Origin of the sequence: Mesorhizobium sp. NZP2298, from assembly GCF_013170825.1 — a bacterium.
Classification (GTDB): Bacteria; Pseudomonadota; Alphaproteobacteria; order Rhizobiales; family Rhizobiaceae; genus Mesorhizobium.
Genome location: NZ_CP033365.1, coordinates 2,598,461 through 2,617,746, shown reverse-complemented (window position 1 = coordinate 2,617,746; position 19,286 = coordinate 2,598,461). Strand labels below are relative to the sequence as shown.

The following is a 19,286-nucleotide window of genomic DNA, read 5'->3' as shown; positions in this document are numbered from 1 at the left end:
AAAGGGGCAACTGGAACCGCCGACCGTAATTGCGGCGGCGGAAAACAAACAGGAGGTTCTATGTTTTCGCTTGCGAAATTAATAAAGCCTGCGCTCGGCCTGCTGGCCGGCTTCACGATGATGGCGGCGGCCACGACACTTGCGGCCGCCGACGAGACGCGGGTGGTGTTCGTCACCCACGGCCAGAGCGGCGACCCCTACTGGTCGGTGGTCAAGAACGGCATGGACGACGCCGCCAAGACGCTCGGTGTCAAGGCCGAGTATCTGGCCCCCGAAACCTTCGACATGGCCAAGATGGGGCAGATGATCGACGCCATCACGGCCTCCAAGCCCGACGGCATGGTTGTCTCGATCCCCGACGCGGCCGCCCTTTCGACACCGGTCAAGAACGCGGTCGCCGCCGGCATCCCGGTGATCGTCATCGATTCCGGCGGCTCGAAGCTGACCCATGATCTTGGCGGCCTGCTGTTCATGGGGCAGGATGAATTCCAGGCGGGCGTCATGGCCGGCGAGCGCATCAAGGCGCTCGGCCTCACAAAGGCGGTCTGCGCCAACCATGAGGTCGGCAATTCGAGCCTCGACGACCGCTGCGCCGGCTTTGCCAAGGGTCTGGGCGTCGACGTTCCGGTGATGAACGGCGTCATCGACCCGACCGAAATGAAGAACCGCGTGATCGCCTACATGACCGCTCATGCCGACACACAGTTCATCCTCGCCGTCGGCGCCAGCGGTGCCGAACCGACGCTGGCAGCACTTGATGAACTGGGCCTGGCGGGCAAGGTGAAGACCGGCACGTTCGACCTTTCCCCCACCATCCTGCAGGCCGTTGTCGCCGGCAAGATGGAATGGGGCATCGACGCCCAGCAATATGCCATGGGCTACATCCCGGTGGCGATGTTCGACCTCTGGAAGAAGTACAAGATCATGCCGATCGCCGACTATCCGACAGGCCCCGGCTTCGTCACCAAGGACACCGCCGCCTCGGTTATCGAACTGTCGAAACTCGGCAAGCGCTGACACCGGCGGCCGGGGCTTCGCTCCGGCCGCTTCATCATAGGGGCAAGCAGCCATGGTTTCAGAGATTCGCGACGAGCGGGTCCGGTCCGTGTCACGCCTGAGCCGCCTGTTGAGCAGGCCGGAACTTGGCGCCGCGGCCGGCACCGTGCTGGTTTTCGTGTTCTTCGCCGTCACGGCGGGAAGCTCGGGACTTTTCAGTGCCAAGGGGATCGTCAACTTCCTCGAAGTCTCGGCCCAGCTTGGCATTCTCGCCGCGCCCGTGGCTTTGCTGATGATCGCCGGCGAGTTCGACCTGTCGGTCGGCTCGATGATCGGCTTTGCCGGCATCCTCATCGCCATCCCTTCCGTGTTCTGGGGCTGGCCGATCTGGCTTTCGCTGCTGTTCACCTTCGCCGTCTGCGGCGGCATCGGCGCGCTGAACGGGCTCGCCGTCGTCAGGACCGGCCTGCCCTCATTCATCGTGACGCTCGGCAGCCTGTTCATGCTGCGCGGCCTCACGCTCGGCCTCACGCGCGGCATCTCAGGCCGAACCCAGGTCTCGGGCGTGCATGAACTGGCGTTGCACGATCCCCTCAACAGCCTGTTCTCGGGGCAGGTGTTCTCCGGCCTGATCGCCTGGCTTTCCGACATCGGCCTGATCGGCAAGCGGGCCGACGGCCTGCCGTCGATATCAGGCATTCCGGTGTCCATCGTATGGTGGATCGTGCTGACACTGGCCTGCACCTGGCTCTTGACGCGCAGCCGCTTCGGCAACTGGATCTTCGCCGCCGGCGGCGAAGCCAATGCCGCGCGCAATCTCGGCGTGCCGGTGGCGCGCACCAAGATCACGCTGTTCATCATGACGGCACTCGCGGCAGCCCTGTTCGCGGCGATCCAGGTGCTGGTCACCGGCTCGGCCGACACGCTGCGCGGCACGCAGAAGGAATTCGAGGCCATCATCGCCGTCGTCATCGGCGGCACGCTGCTCACCGGCGGCTATGGATCGGCCATTGGCGCCATGTTCGGCGCCCTGATCTTCGGCGTGGTGCAGATGGGCATCTTCTACACCGGCATCGATACCGACTGGTTCAAGCTGTTCATGGGCGCCATGATGGTCATCGCGGTGCTGTTCAACAGCTATGTGCGCAACCGCGCCATGAGGAGCCGGTGATGGCCGAGCCCTATGTCGAACTGAAATCGGTCAGCAAATATTTCGGCTCGGTCGTGGCACTCAAGGACGTGTCTTTCGATGTCTGCCCCGGCGAGGTGCATTGCCTGCTCGGCGACAATGGCGCCGGCAAGTCGACGTTGATCAAGACGCTGTCGGGCGTCTACACGCCCGACGAAGGCGAAATCCGTATCCAGGGCAAGCCGACACGGTTCGCCTCGCCCGCCGATACGCGCGACAGCGGCATCGCAACGGTCTACCAGGACCTGGCGCTGGTGCCGCTGATGAGCGTGGCGCGCAACTTCTTCCTCGGGCGCGAGCCGATGCGCAAGTTCGGGCCAATCCATCAGTTCGACAGCGACTTCGCCAACCGCACCGCCTATGACGAGATGTCGGCGATGGGCATCCAGCTGCGCGACCCCGAACAGCCGGTTGGCACCCTGTCAGGCGGCGAACGGCAATGCCTGGCGATTGCGCGTGCCGTCTATTTCGGCGCCAAGGTGCTGATCCTCGACGAGCCGACATCGGCGCTGGGGGTCCACCAGGCCTCCGTGGTTCTGAAGCTCATCGTGCAGTCCAAGGCGCGCGGCATCGGCGTCATCTTCATTTCCCACAACGTCCATCACGCCTATGTCGTGGGCGACCGCTTCACGCTCTTGAAGCGCGGCCGGAGCACCGGCACCTACGCCAAGGGCGAAATCGACCGCGACCAACTGCTCAACCTGATGGCCGGCGGCAAGGAACTGGTGGACCTGGAACAGGAACTGGCAAAGTCGGCCAAGAACGGTACGGCTTGAGGCGCGGCGCGCCTTTGCAGGCAACGAAACGCACGGCCAAACAAGCACTCGCGCGGGCGAAGGCGCGCATGCTTTGCCGCTCGAAGCTAGACGTCAGGCATCACGCGCGGATGCGACGAAAAAGCGTTTCCACAATCACGTTGAAGCGTTCCGGGTCATCAAACGCCCGGGCCGCAAGCATGGCTCCGTATACGGTCGCCATGAATGCTTGTGCCTCGATGTCGGGGGATGCCTCGAGATGCACCGCCCCCTGCTCCACACCAAGTTCGAACAACCGCTCCAGCCATCTGCCGAGATCGGTGAAATGGCCGCGAACGGAAAGCGCCACCTCTTCGGGCAGACCCGGCAATTCAGCGGCCAGCACGGCAGCCAGGCAAAAGGGAGCGGACTGGTCCTTGATACAGCGTTCCCAATACCCGGTGTAAAACCGCAGCTGATCCATCGCGACCGGCGAACCTTCGTCCAACGCCGCAAGCTGAGCCCGGATGCCGGCACGCGCTTGCTCGACAACGGCTACCACCAGATCGACTTTCGACGGAAAGTGATGGTGAATGCTGGCCTTGCGGATGCCAAAGCGCTCCGAAAGATCGGCGTAGCTGAAGCCGTTGTAGCCAACACGCATGATGAGTTGGGCGGCTCCCCCAACCAATTTGCCCGCGGTGTCACTGAGTGCAATGTTCATTGTCTACCTTCCAATAGGTCGAGGTAGGAAATTTAGCCGATCCTTGCAAGATTTGTCCTAGTCGGCGAGCCAAGGGTGAACCAATCCTTTCGACGGGAAAAGCGCCGTCCCTCATGGAGACAGCGCATGACCGGTCAGTTGGGAAAAGCAGGGCGGGATGTCGAACGGCTCCTGCAAGGGGCGCACCTTAGCTGGCGGCTCGCGGTGACTTGCGACGGATGTCGCCGGCCGTCAGCCATACCGCCGACACCAGGAAGTAGAATGCGCCAAACGCGGCATATGGTGCGACATTCGTGATGCCGATATCTTCAATGCCCCCGGCCATCTTGACAAAAAAGAGGCCCGCCAACGCCGATTGAGCGCCGCTCAGGATCATCGCCCATTGCGCGCCATTGGTCTTCCAGCGCCGCACCGCGGTAATCAGTTGGAACACGCCGGACAGCACGGCCCACACACCATAGACCGCGAGCACTGTGTTCATGCTCCTGGTCAGCGCGACAGCGACCGCCAGGGTGGTAAGCGCGCTGATGACAAAGTTCAGCAACTGAGACTTGTTGCGGCTCATCCCGCCTGTGCGCTGGGCATCGAGGAAGTTCGCCAGGGCGTCCCAGGCGGGATACGCTACCAGCATGATCGCGGCCAGCGGCGGCATGGTCCTGGCGACGGTGAAGGCCAGTGCGACCCATGCCGCGGAAACGGCGAACCGCACAAAATAATAGCTTTTGAGCCATGTGTTCGAAGCTTGAGCGAGGGTGTCGGTTTCTTGGGAAGGCATGCTTGTTTGTCCAATGCTGGTTGATGTTGACTACCTACTAGAAGGTAGGCATATCGAAGTCAACAACAGGATTGGCTGAATGCGCACCATCTTGGCAGCCTCTGGAGACCGCGCCCGCTCAGGCTCCGTATGTGGCGATCGGCTTGCCGAACATGCCGGGCTCGGGCTTTACGCCCAGGCCTGGCCGCTGCGGCACGGCGATATGCCCTTCGCGGATGACGACCGGATTGCCAGGGTCGAAATGCCCATCGATATACTCCTGGGCGATCCATGCGCCTTCCATGCGGCGCGGCTCGACAGTCGCCGCAAGATGGACGCAGGCCGACGCGATGATGTCGCCTCCCCAGGCATCGTCGCAGCTGTGCGGCAGCGAGCGGATGGCGCAAAGGTCGCGCACGGTCGCCATCTTGGTGAGGCCGCCAAGGCGGGTAACCTTGAAGCCGAAACCATCCGCGATGCCCAGCGAGATCGCCCGCAGCACCGCGTTCTGGTCCTCGGTGCTCTCGTCGAGATAGATCGGATGTGTCACGCGGCCCTTCAGCGTCGCGATCTCGTCCATGGTGTTGCAGGGCTGTTCGAGGACGAAGGGGATCGCCTGGCAGAGCCTGTCGAGATGGATTGCCGCGGCCGCCGTCAGGCCTCTGTTGCCGTCCACCGCAATGCGCGCCTTGTAGCCGACCGCTTCCCAGACCTTGTGGACGGTGGCCACATCCTCTTCGAGATTACGCCCGGAAATCTTGACCTGCAGACGCGGATAGCCTGCCTTCACCTTGTCGGCCGCGATCCTGGCCGTTTCATCCGGCGGGCCGACGATCAGCGAATAGTAGGCCGGCACGCGATCCGTGAGCGAGCCGCCCAGAAGCGTCGACACCGGCACACCGAGCTTCTGGCCGAGAAGGTCGAGAAAGGCCATGTCGAACGCGGCCTTGGCGTAGCCGTGCCCGTTCAGGCGCTCATCCATCCGCTTCGCCAGAAGCCTGATCGAGGCAATCTTCGCGCCAATGAGGCCTGGGGCAATTTCGGCGATCGCGGCGCGGGCGCCGAGCGCGTGATGCGGCTGGTAGACCGGTCCGATCGGACAGGTCTCGCCCCAACCGGTCAGGCCGTCATCCGTCACGATCTCGATTAAGGTACTGTCCAGCGACTCTACGTCGTCGCTGGCCATGCGATAGGCGCCGCCTTTGACGGGCAACTGCGCCGTATGGACGTTGATCCGGTCGATGCGCATCTTCGCTCAGCCCTTGCGATCAACTGCGCGCCCTGGCCGAGCTGGGATCGTAGGGCGAGTCCGCGATCACCTCGGCGACCCTCCATTCGCCTAGGATCGCCACGTCGAACTTGGTGCCGGGCTTGCTGAGACGCTCCGGCAACAGCGCCAGCGCCACATCATGCCCGAGCGTATAGCCATAGCCGCCCGACGTGATGCGCCCGACCAGTTCGCCATCGATGTAGAGGCCCTCGTTGGCAAGCGTGCTGGCGCCATCGGTCTCGATCCTGAGCGTTGCCGATCGGCGCTGGTCGTTACGATCCTTGTATTTCAGCACCGCCTCGCGGCCGACGAAATCGCCCTTGTCGAGGCGAACGAACCGCTCGAGCCCGCTCTCCAGCACGTTGAGCTCGGGATTCATGTCCCGGTACATGGCGCGATAGGATTTCTCCAGCCGCAGCGATTCCAGCGCATGCAGCCCGACGAGCCGCATGCCGTGCTTCTCGCCCTCACTCAGGATCGCGTCGAGCAATTGCCGCTGATAGGCCATGGGATGATAGAGCTCCCATCCGAGCTCGCCTTCGTAGTTGACGCGCAGCAGCCGCACGTCGCTGGCAAGCGCCACGCTGCCGGTCTTCACGCCGAACCAGGGAAAGGCGGCGTTCGACAGGTCGATCTCGGTGAGCGGCTGCAGCACATCTCGGGCATTTGGCCCCACGACCGTGAAGCAGCCGCGCTCATTGGTGACGTTCTTCAGGCTGACACCGCCGTCGGCGGGGAGCAGCTTTGAGAGATCGTCGAAATTCCAGCGCTCCGCGCGCGGCGTCGAGATGAGATAGAAGCCGTCGTCGGTGAGGCGCGCCACCATGTATTCCGCCTGCACCCCACCTGCAGGGGTGAGGTGATGCGCCAGAACAGCCCTGCCGACTGCTGGCAGGCGATTGGCAAGGATCCTGTCGAGCCAGGCGGCTGCGTTTGGTCCCGAGACCTCGAACTTGGTCATCGGCGTCATCTCGACCAGGCCGACGGCATTGCGCACGGCCTGCACTTCCTCGCCGACGAAAACGCCCTTGGCGGTCCAGCGCCAGCTATACTGGTCCTTGGCCTCGACGCCCTTGGGTGCGAACCAATTGGGCATTTCCCAACCGTTGAGCACGCCCCAGACCGCGCCCAACTCGCTCAGCCGCGCATAGGATGGCGCTGTCTTCTGCGGCCGGGCGGCAGGCATGTCCTGTCCGGGATATTTCTGCTCCGCATGCGTGCCCCAGGCCTCGCGGACTTTCTCGCGCGTCCAGGCCTTGTTGGCGTAGTCGCCGAAGCGGCGAGGATCCAGATCCGAGGTGTCGAGGCTGTTGCCGCCCTCGACGATCCGCTCCGACAGATAGTAGCCGATCGTGCCGCCCCACAGGATGCCGCCCGGCACGCCCTCGGCCAGCCACACATTGGGCAGGCCCCAGGCCGGTCCCATCAGCGGAAGCTCGTCCGCCGTCATCTGGAAGGGGCCGCGGACATTGGCCTTGATTCCGGCGCGTCCCAGTGACGGCACAAGTTGCGTTGCCTGCTCCCAGTTCCATGACACCGCCTCGAAATCCTCTTCGACGAGGTCGGCGCCGAACCAGGCGGGAACGCCATCCTCGGCAAACAGCTTGAGGTGTTCGGTCCGCTCATAGGGCCCGAACATGAAGCCGTCGCCCTCCTCGCGCAGATAGCCTTCAAAGCCCTCGTCGCGCAGGATCGGCATTTCCGCCCGTCCCTGCTTTTTGCGCTCCACGACCTCCGGCACCGGCTCGGTGATCCAGTACTGGTGCAGGATCGGGATGGCGGGGATCTCGAGGCCGAGCAGCGCGCCGGTCTGGCGCGCGTAATTGCCGGTCGCGCAGACCACATGCTCGCAGGTGATGTCGCCCTTGTTCGTCTGGACCCGCCATTCGCCGCCCGCGGTCCGCTGAAAGCCGGTGACCTCCGTGTTCAGGTAGATCTTGGCGCCCAGATCCCGCGCGCCCTTGGCCATGGCATGGGTCACGTCGGCCGGCGCGATATGGCCGTCATCGGGATGATAGAGCGCGCCGAGCATGTGCTTGTTGTCGAGAAGCGGGCACAGCGCCCTCGCCTCCGCCGGCGACAGCAGATGCGCCCGCATGCCCTGAACGTCGGCGACGCTCATATAGCTCTTGTATTCGTCGAGCCGGTCCCTGGAATTGGCGATGCGCAGCTGGCCGCATTTGTGCCATCCGACAGGCTGCCCGGTCTCGGCCTCCAGCCCTTCATAGATCTCGATGGTCTTGTTGATCATCCGGCCGATATTGATGTTGCGGGCGTAGGATGGGACGAGGCCCGCCGCATGCCAGGTCGAGCCGGCCGTCAGCTGGGTGCGTTCGAGCAGTGCGACGTCGGTCCAGCCGCGCTTGGCAAGACCGTACAGGATGCCCGCGCCGACGCACCCGCCACCAACAATCACCACCCGCGCATGTGTCTGCATCGACCCACCAAATCCCTGGCATCTTCAAAGAACCCATCGTCGAGGCTACAGGCGGCGAAAGCCCCTGTAACGTCTTCAAAAACTGGGGTTCATGATAAGCTGGATTTATGCAACTGGGCCCTTTCGGCGGTGCGTATGCACCATCGCTAAAGTCGTCGCCCATGCGTTGCACTGCCGGCTGGTAACACTATAGATGTACCATCGTGCGCGAAGACATTCACACGAAGGGCATTCCTGTTCTCTGCGTTTCATGCGAAGCGCGGCATCGTGGCATTTGCGGCGCCCTCAACCCCGATCAGCTTGTCGCCCTGTCCAAGTCGACGAAACGGCACAAGGCCGAGACCGGCAAGGAATTGATGAGCGACACCGGAAGCGTCGACCGGTTCTCCAACGTTCTTTCCGGTGTCGTGAAACTCACCAAGACGCTGTCCGACGGCCGCCAGCAGATCGTCGGCCTGCAGTTCGCTCCTGATTTTCTGGGCAGGCCGTTCCAGGCCGAGAGCACATTGACCGCGGAAGCCGCGACCAATGTCGAGCTGTGCTCCTTTCCGCGCCAAACGCTGGAGCGGATGATGAAGGAGCACCCCGACCTCGAACATCGGCTGCTCGAACAGAAATTGCGCGAACTCGACCAGGCGCGCGACTGGATGGTGGCGCTCGGTCGCAAGACCGCCGCCGAGAAGATCGCGAGCTTCCTGTTGATGATCGCGCGCAACATCGATCCGACCGCTGGCCCGGAACACCGCGCCGCCGCTTTCGACCTGCCGCTGTCGCGCGCGGAGATCGCGGATTTCCTCGGCCTGACCATCGAAACGGTAAGCCGGCAATTGACCAGGCTGCGGGGCGACAACGTCATTCGCATCGACAACAACCGTCACATTGTCGTCAGCGACCTCGCGCGCCTGGCGGCGCGTTCCGGGAACTGATCGCCGAAGCGCTCAGCGCTGCCCGAGAATCCCCGGCAGCACATGGTCGCGCTCGAAGGCGATATGGCGCCGCATGGATTCGAACAGCGCGCGCAGCATGTAGCCGAGCGCCTCGGGGTTCTCGATAGGCCTCCCGTGGCCGTGCGCAAGCAGGACTTCACTGAGATCAGCCGCCGCGCAGTCGTCCTCCAGATGCTCCATCTTGAGCCGCGCGACGATGTCTTCCCCGCCCTGGAGCCGCGCGAAGGCGGGGAAGACAGTCTCTTCCTCGAAGCGATGGCACTCTCGCAGCACTGGCAACAGATCGGCCGCCACGGCAAGGCACTGGAAGCGGTCGACGCGCGACGGCAGGTCGTCGGCGATGCCTTCAAGCATGTGACAGAGCGCAAGCATCCGCACGTGCGCCCGCTTCATGTCCGCCGGCCCGCGCAGCGGTCCGAGATTAGAGTCGCTCATGATGCCTCCTCCGCCACGGCGGGCTCAAGGCGTGGGCAGGGCGACGGTGTCCTTGGCGGGCTCCTCGCGGACGGTGCGCAGCTCATACCAGAGCGCATTGAGGATGCCGACGGAGGCGGCCAGTCCGAGGCCGAGGATCCAGGCAAAATACCACATGGTCAAAACTCCGGTTGAATCAGTAGGCCGACGAGCCGGCCTTCTCGACGCTCTTCTCGCCGACCTTGCCCCACAGCACGCTGTAGACCCACCCGGTGTAGGCAAGGATCAGCGGCAGGAAGATCACCGTGGCGATCAGCATGTTGCGCAGCGTGGCGCGGCTTGAGGAAGCATCGAACACGGTCAGCGAATGGCTGGGATTGCTGCTCGACGGCAGAAGGATGGGGAACATGGCAAGCCCCACCGTCGCGATGATCATCGCGACGCCTAACTGCGAGGCAAGGAAGGTCCAGCCTTCACGCCGGGCCCGAAAGCCGATAGCCGCCAGCAGCGGTGCGACGACACCGAGCGCCGGCACGATCCACAGCAGCGGATGGGCATGGAAATTCGCCAGCCAGGCACCGCTGTCCGCCGACACCGTCTTGAGCAGCGGATTGGACGGCCCGTCCCACACGATCGGCGAGGTCACGCGGTAGCCGCCGAGCAGCCCGAGCCAGACCAGCACGCCACCGCCGGCGAAGAGCAGCGAAGTGATGACAGCGGACTTGGCGCCGATCGCGCGCGCGCGGTCTTCGACGATGCCTTCCGCCTTGAACGCGAGCCATGCCGCGCCGTGGGTTATCAGCATGGCGACCGAGACGAGGCCGCAATAGAGCGCGAGCGGGTTGAGCAGGCCGAACAGGCTGCCTTCATAGATGGGGCGCAGATCCGACGTGAAATGGAACGGCACGCCCTGCAGCGTGTTGCCAAGGGCAACGCCGAAGATGAGCGCCGGCACCGCGCCGCCGACGAAGAGCGCCCAGTCCCAGCGCCCGCGCCAGGCGGGATCGGGCCGCTTCGAGCGATACTTGAAGGCAACGGGGCGCAGGATCAGCGCCAGAAGCACCAGGAACATGGCAAGGTAGAAGCCGGAGAAGCTCAGCGCGTAGAGCGCCGGCCACGCCGCGAAGATGGCGCCGCCGCCGAGGATGAACCACACCTGGTTGCCTTCCCATACCGGGCCGATTGTGTTGATCGCCACACGCCGTTCGGCATCGGTCCTGGCGACGAAGGGCAGCAGCGCGCCCACGCCCATGTCGAAACCGTCGGTCACGGCGAAGCCGATCAGGAGGATGCCGAGCAGAATCCACCAGATCACGCGCAGCGTTTCATAGTCGAAGAGAAAGTCGATCATCGTCGTGATCCTTTTTCATTCTGCGGGTTGCAGTGCGGGGTCGGTGTTCGGGCGCAGGTCATCGATGACGCTGGCGATCTCGGGCCCCTTGCGGATTGCGGCCAGCATCAGCTTGACCTCGATGAGGGCGAGCACGCCGTAGATGAGCGTGAAGCCGGAGATGGTGAGCGCCAGGTCGGTGACGCCAAGCTCGGACGTGGCGAGGAAGGTCGGCAGCACGCCATCGATGATCCAGGGCTGGCGTCCGAACTCCGCCACGAACCAGCCGACCTCGATGGCGATCCAGGGCAGCGGCATGGCGATGAGCGCGGCATGAAACAGCCAGCGCGGCGCTTCGGTCTCCCGTGTCGTGTGCCACAGCGACACCGCGAACAGCGCGGCGAGCACGAAACCGCAGGCCACCATCAGCCGGAAGCCGAAGAAGAGCAGCGGCACGTAAGGCACGGTCGACCAGGCGGCATCCTTGATCTGCTGCTCGCTCGCCTGCCTCGGATCCGGCAGGTACCGCTTGAGCAGCAGCGCGTAGCCGAGATCCCCGGAGCTGGCATCGAAGGCGGCGCGGGCGGCGGTATCGGTGCGATCCGCCTTGATCTTCTCCAGCGCGTCATAGGCGGCGATGCCGTTGCGGATGCGCATTTCGGCATGGGCGACAAGTTCGTCGATGCCGGGGATCTGCCTGTCGATCGAGCGCGTGCCGATGATGCCCATCACCCACGGGATGCGGATGGCGAAATGCGTCTCGCGGTCGCTTTGGCTGGGAATGCCGAAGGCCGTGAAGGACGCCGGCGCGGGTTCCGTCTCCCACATGGCCTCGATGGCCGCGAGCTTCATTTTCTGGTTGTCGGTCAGCGCATAGCCGCTTTCGTCGCCGAGCACGATCACCGAGAGTGACGAGGCGAGGCCGAAGGCCGAGGCGATGACGAAAGAGCGCTTGGCGAGCTGGACGTGACGCCCGCGCAGCATGTACCAGGCCGAAACGCCGAGCACGAAGGTGGCGGCGCAGACATAGCCGGCCGAAACGGTGTGTACGAACTTCGCCTGCGCCACCGGATTGAAGATCACCGCCATGAAGTCGGTGACCTCCATGCGCATCGTGTCCGGGTTGAAGGCAGAACCGACCGGGTTCTGCATCCAGCCATTGGCGATCAGGATCCAGAGCGCGGAGAAATTGGTGCCAAGCGCCATCAACCAGGTCACGATCATATGCGCGCGGGCCGATAGCCTGTCCCAACCGAAGAAGAACAGCCCGACAAAGGTGGCTTCGAGGAAGAAGGCCATCAGGCCCTCGATGGCGAGGGGCGCGCCGAACACGTCGCCGACATAGTGCGAATAGTAGGCCCAGTTCATGCCGAACTGGAATTCCATGGTGATGCCGGTGGCGACGCCGAGGGCGAAATTGATGCCGAACAGCACGCCCCAGAACTTGGTCATGTCGCGCCAGATGGTGCGGCGGGTCATGACATAGACGGTCTCCATCATGGCGATCAGGATGGAGAGGCCCAGCGTCAGCGGCACGAACAGGAAATGATAGAGGGCCGTCAGCGCGAACTGCAGCCGGGACAGGTCGACGAGGAGAAAGTCGGGCATGGGAGCGTCCTTTCTGGATACCCGCTCATAACGCGCCGCGAACATCCGCCGCTTGATCTGGATCAATTCGTTTCATCATTGCGTGTGCGAGAACCGGGGCATGAAAACGTCAGCCGTCCCCGCACCGGATTCGAAGGTCGTCCCCTCCGGCCCCGCCCCTTTTCAGGCACTCTCGATCGGCGAACGGCTGGCAAGGCGCGGCTTGCGTCGGCTGCTCATCCTGCAAGTCGCGCGCACCGGGCTACGGCTCGGCTTCGCCGCGTCGGCGGCGATCGCAACCGGACGGCTGGTGATGGGCGATCCCGTCGACCCATGGCTGGTCGCGGCTGTGGTCGTGCTTCTCGCGTCTGCCTGCCTCGCCGGGCTCGCGTCCGACAGGGCGCAGGCATCGGCCGAAACCGCCGTCTCGGCGGGGTTGCGCGGGGCTGCGGGCGAGCGCCTGAACGACATGCCGGCGCGGCAATTGCAATCGCTGTCGGTCGGCGGCGTCATCGTCTCGATGCAGCGTCATCCCGAGGCGGTGGCCGGCCTTGTCGTCGGCCATCGCGCGGCCAGCACGATGATGGGTGCGGGACCCCTGCTTGCGGCCATCGCACTTCTCCTCGTCTCCTGGCAGGCGGCGCTGCTGGTCATCTGCCTGACGCCGGTGATGATCCTGTTCCTCGCGCTGGTGGGCAATGCCATCCGCCGGCGCGCCGACGCCCAGGAACGCGCCTTCGGCCGGTTGGCGGGCCAGTTCGCCGACCGCATCCGCACGCTGCCCACGATCCTCGCCAACCACGCGATGGCCACCGAGGACGCCAAGCTGGCCCGCCGCCTCGAAGCCTATGCGAGCAACACGATGGGCGTGCTGCGCATTGCTTTCGTCAATGCCGGCATCATCGACTTCTTCGCATCGCTGTCGATTGCCATCCTCGCCGTCTTCCTCGGCCTTGGCCACCTGAAGCTCGCGATGATCCCTGGCTTCTCCAACCTCGCGCTTTGGCAAAGCCTGTTCATCCTCATGATCGCGCCGGAATATTTCGCACCCTTCCGGCGCTTTTCGGAACAATATCATGCCAAGGCGGAAGGCCTTGCCGCGGCGGCCGCACTTGACCGGCTGCTCGGTGCCGAGCCGGCCGCGGCAAAGACCTTGCCGATTCTCGACCGCCTGTCCCTGGCGTTGCCGAAACAGGGCCTGGTCGCCATTGTCGGCCCGAGCGGATCGGGCAAGTCGACATTGCTGCGCCGACTGGCCGGGCTCGAACCAGGCGGATCGCTCGACGCCGATGCACTCGCCGGCCGGGAAATCGTCTGGGTTTCCACTGACTGCTGCGTGCCCGAGGGAACGCTTGCCGAAGCCCTTTCATGGAATATCGCCGCGCCGGCCGGGGACAATCTCGGGGCAGCCGCGGGCGCGATCGGCCTGCTCGACGACGCGCTGTTGCCCGGCGGCCTCGAAGTCAGGCTGGACCGGGGCGGAGCCAACCTTTCCGGAGGGCAACGGCTGCGCATCGCGGTCGCCCGCGCGCAGCTTTCCGGCCGGACCGTGTTGGCTGACGAACCCACGGCAAAGCTCGACCGCCAGACGGCCGAAGCGGTGCGACGCATGCTGCTTGCGATCTCGCGATCACGGCTGGTCGTCGTGGCCACCCATGACCGCGACCTCGCCGCCACCGCAGACATGACGGTCGATCTCACCCCCAACGATGCCATCGAGGTGGCGGCATGAACACTCTCCTTCAATCCTCAAGCCGGAAGTCGTGGCGGCTGGCGACGGGCTTTGCTTTCTCGGCCCTCTGCTGCGGCGTATTGCTCGGCGGTGTTTCCGCCTGGCTGTTGGGATCGGTGGCGATCGCCGGCCTTTCCGCCACCGCCTTCACCTTCAACTTCCACATACCGGCGGCGCTGGTCAGGCTGTTCGCGGTGGGCCGCACGGTCGCCCGCTATGGTGAGCGGCTGGCCGGCCACAAGGCAGCACTCGCGGACCAGGTCGCGCATCGCGTCGAACTTTTCGCCGCGATGGCGGCGGCGCCTGCCGTGCGCAGGGCCGGATGGCAGCTCGGCGATGACGCAAGGCTGGCCGATTATCTCGACGATGTCGAGGACCTCGACTACGCCCGGCTGCGTGCCGGACTGCCTGCGCTGACGCTGGCCTGCGGCATCGCCGTCCTCATTGCGGGTTCGGCGATGCTCGCGCCGCTCTCCCTTCTACCGATCATGCTTCTGCTGCTCGCCATCCTGTTCGCGGGGAACGGGGTGGCCAAGGCTGGCGCCATGGCATGGGAGCGCGCCAGGTCGATGCGTCGCGGGGGCGCAGGCAGGCTTGGCACGGCCATGGCGTCAGCCGTTCCGCTCAAGGCCGAAGGTGCCTGGCGCCATGAGTGTGGCGAAGCGCTTGCCACGCTCTCGCGCGCGGATGGCGAGATGCTTGCGCTTCGCCGCCTGCAGGCCGGGCTCGACACGCTCTGCGCCGCCTTCGGTCCGCTTGCCGGCATCAGCGTGATGGCCGCCGCCTGGTATGCCGGACGGCAGGGCACGGAGCTTCTCCTGCCGATGCTGCTTGGCTTTTCGTGGCTGGCGCTTGGCGAAGCGCTGAACGGCGCGTCGCGCATGCTGGTTGCCGTGCTTCGCCGCAATGCCGCCCGGGCCGAGATCGGCAAGTGGACCGAGGTCGGTTCGGCGGACAGGCAAGCGCACGTGTCGGACGAACCGCGCCAACTGCGCCACGGCGCCCTGCAGCGCCGCGCGCCGGACGGCCGGCCCATTGGGGCACCGGTCGCGCTTACGCTCGAAAGAGGTCGGCCAACGGTACTCGTCGGCGCCAGCGGCTCGGGCAAGACCAGTCTGCTCAAGCAGGTTGCCGGCTGGATCGGCGAGGATGGATTTGCCGCCGGCGACCGCATCCTGTCGGCAGGCGAGCGGCGGGCGCTCTCGGCACTGGTGTTGCATGATGCGGTCATCCTCGAGGACACGGTTCGCGCCAACCTCTTCGTCGGCGACGCTCCGGACGCGGCCCTGTGGCGTGCGCTGGAAGCCGTAGAGATGGACGGCCGAATCCGTGAAGCCGGCGGGCTGGATGCCTGGATCAGGCAGGACCGGTTTTCGCTCGGCGAGGTGCAGCGCATCAACCTCGCGCGCGCCTGGCTGTCCTCCATGCCGCTGGTGCTGCTCGACGAGCCGACAGAGCATCTCGACGACGAGCAGGGCGAGCGCATCCTGGAGCGGCTGCTCGCCCACCTGAGCGACCGGATCGTCGCCATTTCCACCCACCGCGCTTTCCCGCTTCGCGACATAGGCACAATCGAGCTGAAACCTTGAACCCTCGACAAGGACGGGCCTTTCATGGCCTGGGCGAGCGTCGCGCGTTTCGACGCTTGGCCGCGCCAGCATTTTCTTCCTCTGGTGCAATGCGAGCGGTCGACTCGATCAGTCCGCCTACCCGAAGATCCGATCGCCCTGTTCATCCACCAGTTGGATGCCCTTCTTGATCGAAATGTCGACGGCATCGTCGAGCCCGGCGAAACGGTCGGCGCGGATGAATTTGTGTTCCTTCACCACGCCGTCGATCTCCTTGGAGACGATGCCGCAGGTCTGGTACTGGCCATCGGCCTTGTAGGGCGTGGCGCTGATCATGAAACCCTTGTGCTCGACCTGCTTGGCCGGTGCCGCACTTTTGGGCTCGGCCGTCTCACCGCCGCCGCCACCGCCGAAAAGACGTTTCAGAAAAGACATGGCTCAAATCTCCTTGTTCGTCCTGCAAACCACGGTCCGTTCGCGATTCACGACGTTGTTGTTCCAGCATGCGCGAATGTGCCGCCGCGTTCCAGCCCCCTGATGAAGACGGCGACCAGCAGTTCGATCTGCTGGTCGATCTCGTCGGCCTGCCGGCGAACGGATCTGGCCGCATAGCCGCTGGTGACGATTCCATGCACGCTTGACCACAAGGTGCGCGCGGCGATCCGGCGCGTGTCGGCGTCGAGGTCGAAATCGCCCCCAGCGAGCACGCCGGCAATGATCTCGAACAACTGGTCGAGCCGAGCCTCATAGGCATCCGGTTCGGCCAGTGTCGGACGCCGCCTGTTGAAGGCAAGCAATGCGGGCCAGCTGCCCGGATGCGCCTCGACGAAGCGCACATAGGCGCCGGCCAGCGCCAGCAGGCGCTGGCGCACATCGGTGATTCCGCGCCGGGAAAGATCGGCCATCGCCGCCGCCCCTGCCGCACCGAGTCGATCAAGCAACCGCATGTTGACGGCACGGTGCACCCCCTCGAGATCGGAAAACAGATTGTAGACCGAACCAACCGAGATGCCCGCCTGCTCGGCGATGGTCCTGGCCTTCAGATTGTCCATGCCGCCCTCGTTGAGCAGCACTTCGGCAATCGCCAGCACCCGCTCGCCCGTCTCTTCCTTGTCCAGTGCCATATCAGTCCTTGTGGATGCGAATGCCTTGCGAGGCACGCTGGTTCGAACGGCGATTTCCCCTTGTTTACCATACAAGGGGTTTCGTGAACAGCGTTCAAAAATCTCTTGAACAATGTTCATTTCCTGTTATGTTGGCTTCGTGAACATTGTTCACAGCACAATTCGAAGGGAGAAGAACCATGCTTAGCCTGATCAGAACACTGCTTGATGGCGCCAGCGCACGGGCCGAGGACGGCCTCAAGGATCGCTTCGCCATCGACCTTCTGGCGCAGCGCATCCGCGACGCCGAGGCGGGTCTTGCCGCCGCCAAGCAGACGCTCGCCACGCTGATCGTGCGCCACCGTGCCGAGCAGGCCGGTCTCGACCAACTCGAGCGCCGCCATGCCGATCTGGAAACCCGCACGATCAGCGCGCTCGCCGCCGGCAACAAGGGGCTGGCCGAAAGCGGTGCCGCGGCTGTCGCCGAGTTGGAGAATGAACGCGAGGTCCGCCGCGCCACCGTGCAGAGCCTTGGCGAAAAGACGTTGCGGATGCGCGTTTCGGTGGAGCGGGCGCATCGGCGCATCATCGACCTCAACCAGGGCATGATCTCGGCCCGGGCCATCGATGCCGAGCGCAAGGCGCAGTCGCGCCTCGTCAGGTCGATCGGCAATTCTGGAAGCCTCAACGACGCCGAGGAGCTCTTGGCCCGCATCAAGGGAGCCAGCGACCCGTTCGAGGAGTCCGGCATTCTCGACGAGATCGACGGCGAGCTGCGTCACGAAGCAATCCGCGACCGGCTTGCCGACGCCGGGCACGGCGCGGCGGTGAAGGTGCGCGCCAAGGACGTGCTCGAGCGCCTGAAGACCATCAACTGAAAACCAGCCTTTGCAGACCTGATCTCATCAAAACCCAACCATCAAATCAACGGAGAACTCCAATGAACGCCAATCAGACCTACATCATGTTCAACACCGCCTCGGTCGGTGCCGCCTATTTCATGCTCGGCCTGTCGCTTTGGCTGGCGCCGGTCGACCTGGCGACCAAGGGTTACTGGGCCATGGGCATTTTGCTGCTCACCGGCAGCCTGGTGAACCTGGTCAAGTACCGCACGGATGAACGCCTGTCGGCCGAGATGACCGCCAAGATCGAAAAGGCGCGCAACGAAAAGCTGATCAGTGAGTATGTCGGCAAGGAATGATGCCCTCCGCATCATCGCCAACAAAAAAGCCCGGGTCTCCCCGGGCTTTTTTTGCGTACCGCGAAATGCCGCCCGCCTCAGCGGGGCGACAGCGCTTCCAGCGCTTCCGCCGCGGCTTCTAGAATGGCGATCGCCTCGGCCTGCTTTTCAGCGGGGGCATCGACGATCTCGCCCAGCGCCGCGCGCAGGCGGTGGCGGATGGCGCGGAATTCGTCGCGCGTTTCCGAACGTTCGCCACGGCCACCACGGCGGTCCTCGCCATCGTCATTCCAGCCGAACCAGTCGCGCGCCTTGGCCATCTTGCGGCCGAAACGCTCGAGGTGTTCGAGCACGCCGTCGATCATCTCGCGGTTGTCGGCGAGATGCGCCCGGCCGGCCTCGGTGATGGAGAACACCTTCTTGTTGCCTTCGCTCGACGAGACGGCATAGCCAGCCTCTTCCAGGAAGGTCAGCGTCGGGTAGACCACGCCCGGGCTCGGGCTATAGATGCCGCTGGTGCGCTCTTCCAGCGCCTTGATGATGTCGTAGCCGTGGCGCGGCGCCTCGGCCAGCAGCGACAGCGTGATCAGCTTGAGGTCGCCGTCGGCCAGCATCCGCCCGGCGCGGAACATGTCCCCCGGCCCGCCGCGTCCGCCACCGCGACCACCATGTCCGAACGGGCCAAAGCCGCCACCCCCTCTGCCACCGAACTTGCCGGCCATGTGCATGAACATGCGTTCGCCAAAATGGCCGCGTCCGCAATGATTGTCTTTGTGCATTGTTTGCTCCTTGAGTTCTATCTTACGATATAACTTAAGTAGGCGCACGCCTCCATGGAGTCAAGATATATCTTACGATGTATCTGAGTGCGTGCCAGCCGAGCCGATCTCCCGGTTCGGGGCGTTCCATTCAACGAGATGAAGTCGCTACCAGCGGCCCTTGCGCCGGTTCCAGGCGTAGAGCAGATCGGCGAAACGATCATAGGCAAAGCGGGTCAGCGGCAAGGCAACCGGATTGCCGAAAAGCGTGGCCAGCCAGCCTTCGCCTGGCGTTATCCGCCACACGGCGATGGCGACGTCGGCGCCGACCAGCAAGCGGCCATCCGCATCGGTGGCGTGCAGCCGCCGGCGGATGTCCTCCACCGAGGCGCCGCGTCCGGCCAGGGCCGCCGGCTCCAGATTGATGTCGCGAAATTCGATCCGCCCGGCCCTGACCGCTTCGATCAGCCGCCGCTTCTGCCTGGCAATGCCGGCATCGCAGACGGGGCATCGCGTGTTGTACCAGACGGTCAGTTCAGGCCTGGGGGTTTGCTTGAGCATGA

At 64.5% G+C, this 19,286-nt stretch carries 20 protein-coding genes; 8 read left to right on the top strand and 12 right to left on the bottom strand.

All coding sequences use genetic code 11. From position 1 onward, the window contains the following. Positions 1-60 precede the first annotated feature (60 nt). From EB231_RS12670 to EB231_RS12660, 3 genes are read left to right on the top strand one after another with little or no spacing between them, the layout of a single operon-like run. Positions 61-1,017 carry a rhizopine catabolism ABC transporter substrate-binding protein gene (locus tag EB231_RS12670; protein ID WP_172349096.1) on the top strand — a complete coding sequence of 319 codons (957 nt, stop codon included), beginning with the start codon at positions 61-63 and terminating at the stop codon, positions 1,015-1,017. A gap of 52 nt (positions 1,018-1,069) precedes the next feature. After that, positions 1,070-2,167, top strand: coding sequence for an ABC transporter permease (locus tag EB231_RS12665; RefSeq protein ID WP_172349095.1), 1,098 nt, complete (start codon positions 1,070-1,072; stop codon positions 2,165-2,167). After that, positions 2,167-2,961, top strand: a complete 795-nt coding sequence (locus tag EB231_RS12660; RefSeq protein ID WP_172349094.1) for an ATP-binding cassette domain-containing protein — start codon at positions 2,167-2,169, stop codon at positions 2,959-2,961. The genes EB231_RS12665 and EB231_RS12660 overlap by 1 nt, the downstream gene beginning before the upstream one ends. Before the next feature lie 100 nt (positions 2,962-3,061). On the opposite strand, the gene EB231_RS12655 is transcribed toward EB231_RS12660, so the two are convergent. The 4 genes from EB231_RS12655 to EB231_RS12640 form a co-directional block, all read right to left on the bottom strand. After that, positions 3,062-3,643: a TetR/AcrR family transcriptional regulator gene (locus tag EB231_RS12655; protein WP_172349093.1), complete on the bottom strand. Its 582-nt coding sequence runs from the start codon at positions 3,641-3,643 to the stop codon at positions 3,062-3,064. A gap of 187 nt (positions 3,644-3,830) precedes the next feature. Continuing rightward, positions 3,831-4,418 (bottom strand): DUF308 domain-containing protein, encoded by a 588-nt coding sequence (locus EB231_RS12650; RefSeq protein ID WP_172349092.1) that lies wholly within the window; start codon positions 4,416-4,418, stop codon positions 3,831-3,833. Between the two features lie 118 nt (positions 4,419-4,536). Beyond that, entirely contained in the window at positions 4,537-5,646 is a 1,110-nt protein-coding gene (locus tag EB231_RS12645; RefSeq protein ID WP_172349091.1) for a mandelate racemase/muconate lactonizing enzyme family protein, read from the bottom strand. 19 nt (positions 5,647-5,665) lie between these two features. Next, positions 5,666-8,104 (bottom strand): GcvT family protein, encoded by a 2,439-nt coding sequence (locus tag EB231_RS12640; RefSeq protein WP_172349090.1) that lies wholly within the window; start codon positions 8,102-8,104, stop codon positions 5,666-5,668. 203 nt (positions 8,105-8,307) lie between these two features. On the opposite strand from EB231_RS12640, the gene EB231_RS12635 reads away from it, so the two are divergent. After that, on the top strand, positions 8,308-9,030 hold the full coding sequence (locus tag EB231_RS12635) for a Crp/Fnr family transcriptional regulator (protein WP_340163209.1): 723 nt from the start codon (positions 8,308-8,310) through the stop codon (positions 9,028-9,030). Between the two features lie 12 nt (positions 9,031-9,042). Here EB231_RS12635 and EB231_RS12630 read toward each other — a convergent pair whose 3' ends face one another. Genes EB231_RS12630 through EB231_RS12615 form a run of 4 tightly spaced genes read right to left on the bottom strand, consistent with a single transcriptional unit; the run spans position 9,043 to position 12,403 of the window. Continuing rightward, the gene (locus tag EB231_RS12630; RefSeq protein ID WP_246740925.1) at positions 9,043-9,486 is read right to left on the bottom strand and encodes a hemerythrin domain-containing protein; all 444 of its coding nucleotides are present in this window, start codon (positions 9,484-9,486) and stop codon (positions 9,043-9,045) included. Between the two features lie 24 nt (positions 9,487-9,510). Then, complete coding sequence (gene cydX / locus EB231_RS12625; RefSeq protein ID WP_096449042.1) at positions 9,511-9,642, bottom strand: cytochrome bd-I oxidase subunit CydX; 132 nt, start codon at positions 9,640-9,642, stop codon at positions 9,511-9,513. Between the two features lie 19 nt (positions 9,643-9,661). Next, entirely contained in the window at positions 9,662-10,816 is a 1,155-nt protein-coding gene (gene cydB / locus EB231_RS12620) for a cytochrome d ubiquinol oxidase subunit II (RefSeq protein WP_172349089.1), read from the bottom strand. 15 nt (positions 10,817-10,831) lie between these two features. Further along, positions 10,832-12,403, bottom strand: coding sequence for a cytochrome ubiquinol oxidase subunit I (locus EB231_RS12615; RefSeq protein ID WP_172349088.1), 1,572 nt, complete (start codon positions 12,401-12,403; stop codon positions 10,832-10,834). Between the two features lie 100 nt (positions 12,404-12,503). Here EB231_RS12615 and EB231_RS12610 point away from each other — a divergent pair, with 100 nt between their 5' ends. Together EB231_RS12610 and EB231_RS12605 are read left to right on the top strand one after the other, a co-directional pair. Then, positions 12,504-14,114, top strand: coding sequence for an ATP-binding cassette domain-containing protein (locus EB231_RS12610; protein WP_172349087.1), 1,611 nt, complete (start codon positions 12,504-12,506; stop codon positions 14,112-14,114). Next, positions 14,111-15,703, top strand: coding sequence for an ATP-binding cassette domain-containing protein (locus EB231_RS12605; protein ID WP_172349086.1), 1,593 nt, complete (start codon positions 14,111-14,113; stop codon positions 15,701-15,703). Before EB231_RS12610 ends, EB231_RS12605 begins: the two co-directional genes overlap by 4 nt. 117 nt (positions 15,704-15,820) lie before the next feature. Here the strand turns inward: EB231_RS12605 and EB231_RS12600 are convergent, their stop codons facing one another. Further along, positions 15,821-16,117, bottom strand: coding sequence for an HlyU family transcriptional regulator (locus EB231_RS12600; protein WP_172349085.1), 297 nt, complete (start codon positions 16,115-16,117; stop codon positions 15,821-15,823). Between the two features lie 47 nt (positions 16,118-16,164). Continuing rightward, positions 16,165-16,806, bottom strand: coding sequence for a TetR/AcrR family transcriptional regulator (locus EB231_RS12595; RefSeq protein WP_172349084.1), 642 nt, complete (start codon positions 16,804-16,806; stop codon positions 16,165-16,167). A gap of 179 nt (positions 16,807-16,985) precedes the next feature. Here EB231_RS12595 and EB231_RS12590 point away from each other — a divergent pair, with 179 nt between their 5' ends. Together EB231_RS12590 and EB231_RS12585 are read left to right on the top strand one after the other, a co-directional pair. Then, positions 16,986-17,663, top strand: a complete 678-nt coding sequence (locus EB231_RS12590) for a PspA/IM30 family protein (protein ID WP_172349083.1) — start codon at positions 16,986-16,988, stop codon at positions 17,661-17,663. A gap of 62 nt (positions 17,664-17,725) precedes the next feature. Then, positions 17,726-17,986, top strand: coding sequence for a YiaA/YiaB family inner membrane protein (locus EB231_RS12585; RefSeq protein ID WP_023779112.1), 261 nt, complete (start codon positions 17,726-17,728; stop codon positions 17,984-17,986). A gap of 77 nt (positions 17,987-18,063) precedes the next feature. Here EB231_RS12585 and EB231_RS12580 read toward each other — a convergent pair whose 3' ends face one another. Together EB231_RS12580 and EB231_RS12575 are read right to left on the bottom strand one after the other, a co-directional pair. Next, complete coding sequence (locus EB231_RS12580; RefSeq protein WP_172349082.1) at positions 18,064-18,744, bottom strand: PadR family transcriptional regulator; 681 nt, start codon at positions 18,742-18,744, stop codon at positions 18,064-18,066. Positions 18,745-18,891: 147 nt separating this feature from the next. Further along, on the bottom strand, positions 18,892-19,284 hold the full coding sequence (locus EB231_RS12575; protein WP_172349081.1) for a thiol-disulfide oxidoreductase DCC family protein: 393 nt from the start codon (positions 19,282-19,284) through the stop codon (positions 18,892-18,894). Positions 19,285-19,286 lie beyond the last annotated feature (2 nt).

Coding starts and splice junctions, on each gene's coding strand:
- EB231_RS12590 (WP_172349083.1), top strand. CDS start 16,986: ATGCTTAGCCTGATCAGAACACTGCTTGATGGCGCCAGCGCACGGGCC.
- EB231_RS12660 (WP_172349094.1), top strand. CDS start 2,167: ATGGCCGAGCCCTATGTCGAACTGAAATCGGTCAGCAAATATTTCGGC.
- EB231_RS12665 (WP_172349095.1), top strand. CDS start 1,070: ATGGTTTCAGAGATTCGCGACGAGCGGGTCCGGTCCGTGTCACGCCTG.
- EB231_RS12585 (WP_023779112.1), top strand. CDS start 17,726: ATGAACGCCAATCAGACCTACATCATGTTCAACACCGCCTCGGTCGGT.
- EB231_RS12655 (WP_172349093.1), bottom strand. CDS start 3,643: ATGAACATTGCACTCAGTGACACCGCGGGCAAATTGGTTGGGGGAGCC.
- cydX (WP_096449042.1), bottom strand. CDS start 9,642: ATGTGGTATTTTGCCTGGATCCTCGGCCTCGGACTGGCCGCCTCCGTC.
- EB231_RS12615 (WP_172349088.1), bottom strand. CDS start 12,403: ATGCCCGACTTTCTCCTCGTCGACCTGTCCCGGCTGCAGTTCGCGCTG.
- EB231_RS12600 (WP_172349085.1), bottom strand. CDS start 16,117: ATGTCTTTTCTGAAACGTCTTTTCGGCGGTGGCGGCGGCGGTGAGACG.
- EB231_RS12595 (WP_172349084.1), bottom strand. CDS start 16,806: ATGGCACTGGACAAGGAAGAGACGGGCGAGCGGGTGCTGGCGATTGCC.
- EB231_RS12605 (WP_172349086.1), top strand. CDS start 14,111: ATGAACACTCTCCTTCAATCCTCAAGCCGGAAGTCGTGGCGGCTGGCG.
- cydB (WP_172349089.1), bottom strand. CDS start 10,816: ATGATCGACTTTCTCTTCGACTATGAAACGCTGCGCGTGATCTGGTGG.
- EB231_RS12645 (WP_172349091.1), bottom strand. CDS start 5,646: ATGCGCATCGACCGGATCAACGTCCATACGGCGCAGTTGCCCGTCAAA.
- EB231_RS12610 (WP_172349087.1), top strand. CDS start 12,504: ATGAAAACGTCAGCCGTCCCCGCACCGGATTCGAAGGTCGTCCCCTCC.
- EB231_RS12580 (WP_172349082.1), bottom strand. CDS start 18,744: ATGCACAAAGACAATCATTGCGGACGCGGCCATTTTGGCGAACGCATG.
- EB231_RS12640 (WP_172349090.1), bottom strand. CDS start 8,104: ATGCAGACACATGCGCGGGTGGTGATTGTTGGTGGCGGGTGCGTCGGC.
- EB231_RS12670 (WP_172349096.1), top strand. CDS start 61: ATGTTTTCGCTTGCGAAATTAATAAAGCCTGCGCTCGGCCTGCTGGCC.
- EB231_RS12650 (WP_172349092.1), bottom strand. CDS start 4,418: ATGCCTTCCCAAGAAACCGACACCCTCGCTCAAGCTTCGAACACATGG.
- EB231_RS12575 (WP_172349081.1), bottom strand. CDS start 19,284: ATGCTCAAGCAAACCCCCAGGCCTGAACTGACCGTCTGGTACAACACG.
- EB231_RS12630 (WP_246740925.1), bottom strand. CDS start 9,486: ATGAGCGACTCTAATCTCGGACCGCTGCGCGGGCCGGCGGACATGAAG.